Source organism: Aeromonas sp. HMWF015, from assembly GCF_963878965.1.
Taxonomy (GTDB): domain Bacteria; phylum Pseudomonadota; class Gammaproteobacteria; order Enterobacterales; family Aeromonadaceae; genus Aeromonas; species Aeromonas veronii.
The window spans coordinates 1-3294 of record NZ_CAWNZT010000330.1; the positions used below are offsets into that span (position 1 = coordinate 1).

The following is a 3294-nucleotide window of genomic DNA, read 5'->3' on the forward strand; positions in this document are numbered from 1 at the left end:
AATAAGTCAGTCGGCAGATGATGGTGCCTCAGACAGCAGTCTTCTAAAAATTAATGGTATGGCAGCAGGGTTCTTTCATGGTGACTGGAAGATGTTGACAACAGCATTATCATCTAATACCAAGAATGATATTCTATCGACTCCTAGCCTCGTCATAATGGATAATGAAGAGGGCGCTTTCAATGTTGGACAAGAAGTCCCTCGTAAAAGTGTCGAACAAAGCTCTACTTCTGGTGAAAGCATATTTACGTCTGTAGAGTATAAGACCGTTGGTACAAAGTTGGTTGTGACCCCACAGGTCAATGAGGGAGATTCCGTCTTTCTCAAAATTGAACAAGAAGTATCCAGCGTAGAAAAGGTAACCGATGCGAATAACAATAGCGCGCTAGGACCAACGTTCAATACAAGAACAGTAAAGAATGCAGTATTAGTCAGAAGCGGCGAAACTGTTGTTCTGGGTGGCATGATGGATGAGCAAACTAAGGAAAATGTATCAAAAGTCCCCTTATTGGGAGATATACCGATTCTTGGTTATCTTTTCCGCTATACAGGAACTAGTACTGCAAAACGTAACCTGATGATATTTATTCGCCCCACAATTCTACGAGATGCAGATATCTACACTGGCATCTCATCTGAGAAATATTCTGAGTTTAGAAATAAACAGATTAATGCAGCTTCTCAAAAAAATTATCTAACATCACCCGAACGCCAAGTTCTACCTGATTACAGTGATGATGTTCTGAATGATGGGGCAAGTGTTAAAAAGGAGAAATTTCTGGTCAATGATGAACCATTCATCAAGAAATCAACGACATCACATTGATGGTTATCTAAGAACACTATTCGATGAATTTTAGATTTAATAATGAGAACCATCGGCACATAACGGTTTCTGCACTATCCTTTGTCTTTGCCAGAAATTTTGGCGTAATTTTGATTGAAAGGGAAGGCTCTCTGATACTGCAGTGCCGTACCGGCGTCACCCCGCAGACCCTGCTGGAAGTTCGCCGGGTGGCGGGCTGTGCCTTTGCGGTGGAGCAACTTGACAACGACGCCTTCGAAGAGCTGCTGATGGCCCACTATCAGCGCGACTCCTCCGAGGCGCGCCAGCTGATGGAAGATCTCGGCAACGAGATGGACTTCTTCGCGCTGGCCGAAGAGCTGCCCCAGAGCGAAGACCTGCTGGATGCCGATGACGACGCCCCCATCATTCGCCTCATCAACGCCATGTTGAGCGAGGCGATAAAAGAAGAGGCTTCCGATATCCATATCGAGACCTTCGAGCGGGCGCTGGTGATCCGGTTTCGCATCGATGGGGTGCTGCGGGAGATCCTGCGCCCCCATCGCAAGCTGGCCTCGCTCCTGGTCTCGCGGATCAAGGTGATGTCGCGGATGGATATCGCCGAGAAGCGGGTGCCGCAGGATGGCCGCATCTCATTGCGCATCGGCGGCCGCGCCGTCGATGTGCGGGTCTCCACCATGCCGTCCAGCTACGGCGAGCGGGTGGTACTGCGTCTGCTCGACAAGAACACCATTCGCCTCGAGCTCAAGCAGCTCGGCATGACGGCGCGCAACCGCAGCATCATCAGCGAGCTTATCCGCAAGCCCCACGGCATCATTCTGGTCACCGGCCCGACCGGTTCCGGTAAATCCACCACCCTCTATGCGGCGCTCTCCGAGATCAACTCGCGGGATCGCAACATTTTGACGGTGGAAGATCCCATCGAATATGACCTCGAAGGGGTGGGCCAGACCCAGGTCAACAGCAAGGTAGACATGACCTTCGCCCGCGGCCTGCGCGCCATCCTGCGCCAAGACCCGGATGTGGTGATGGTGGGGGAAATCCGTGACCTCGAGACCGCCCAGATCGCGGTGCAGGCATCGCTCACCGGTCACCTGGTGATGTCGACCCTGCACACCAACACCGCCATCGGCGCCATCACCCGGATGCGGGACATGGGGATCGAGCCCTTCCTGCTCTCCTCCTCCCTGCTGGCGGTACTGGCCCAGCGGCTGGTGCGCACCCTCTGCCCCGATTGCCGCGCCTCGCGTCCGGCCACCGAGCAGGAGCGCCTCTCCATGGGGATCAAGCTGGAGCCGGATCAGCATATCTGGCATGCGGTGGGCTGCGAGCAGTGCAACCACACCGGTTATCGTGGTCGGACCGGTATTCATGAACTGGTGGTGGTCGATGAGGCGGTGCGCGAGGCGATCCATGGCGCCAGCGGCGAGATGGCCATCGAGCGGTTGATCCGCGGCCACACCCCCAGTATTCGCCGCGACGGCATCGACAAGGTACTCAAGGGCAGACCAGCCTCGAAGAGGTGCTGCGCGTGACCCGGGAAGATTGAGATGGCGGCATTCGAATACAAAGCCCTCGACGGCAAGGGGCGCAGCAAGAGCGGTGTGATGGAGGGGGATTCCGCCCGTCAGGTTCGCCAACTGCTGCGCGAGCAGGGGCTCACCCCCCTCGAGGTAAACGAGACCACCGAGAAGGCGAAACGGGAGGCGACCCGCTTCGCCCTGTTTCGTCGTGGCGCCTCCACTGCTGAGCTGGCCCTGATCACCCGCCAGCTGGCGACTCTGGTGGGGGCCGGTCTCACCATTGAAGAGGCGCTCAAGGCGGTGGCCGAGCAGTGCGAAAAAGCTCACCTGCGCAGTCTGGTGGCGACCGTGCGCAGCAAGGTGGTGGAAGGTTATTCGCTGGCCGACTCGCTGGGGGCTTTTCCCCATGTGTTCGACCAGCTGTTTCGCTCCATGGTGGCGGCCGGTGAAAAGTCGGGTCATCTGGAGAAGGTGCTCAACCGCCTCGCCGACTACACCGAACAACGCCAGCATATGCGGACCAAGCTGCTGCAGGCGATGATCTACCCCATCGTGCTCACCTGCGTCGCCATCGGGGTTATCTCGATCCTGCTCACCGCCGTGGTGCCCAAGGTGGTGGCCCAGTTTGAACACATGGGCCAGCAGCTGCCGGGCACCACCCGTTTTCTCATCGGTACCAGCGAGCTAATGCAAGCCTACGGCCTCTGGTTCCTGCTGCTGCTCTTTATCGCCAGCTTTGTCTGGCGCTGGTGGCTCACCGATGAGAAGCGCCGCCGGCGCTGGCATCAGGTGCTGCTCGGCCTGCCGGTGATTGGCCGGGTCAGCCGCGGTCTCAATACTGCCCGCTTCGCCCGTACTTTAAGCATCCTCAACGCCAGTGCGGTGCCGCTGCTGGAGGGGATGAAGATCGCCGGCGAAGTGCTCTCCAACGACTTTGCCAGAATGCGCATTCTCGAGGCCGCCGAA

General features: G+C 56.7%; 1 protein-coding gene and 2 pseudogenes. All 3 read left to right on the plus strand.

Features of this window, described 5'->3' with window-relative positions; genetic code table 11:
- Window positions 1–826 (plus strand): annotated as a pseudogene (locus AACS18_RS16375) (hypothetical protein); the annotation flags it as partial.
- Window positions 827–849: 23 nt separating this feature from the next.
- Window positions 850–2354: pseudogene (gene gspE, locus AACS18_RS16380) on the plus strand (type II secretion system ATPase GspE).
- Between the two features lies 1 nt (window position 2355).
- On the plus strand, window positions 2356–3294 hold a 939-nt coding region (gene exeF, locus AACS18_RS16385), incomplete at its 3' end, for a GspF family T2SS innner membrane protein variant ExeF (protein ID WP_108612734.1).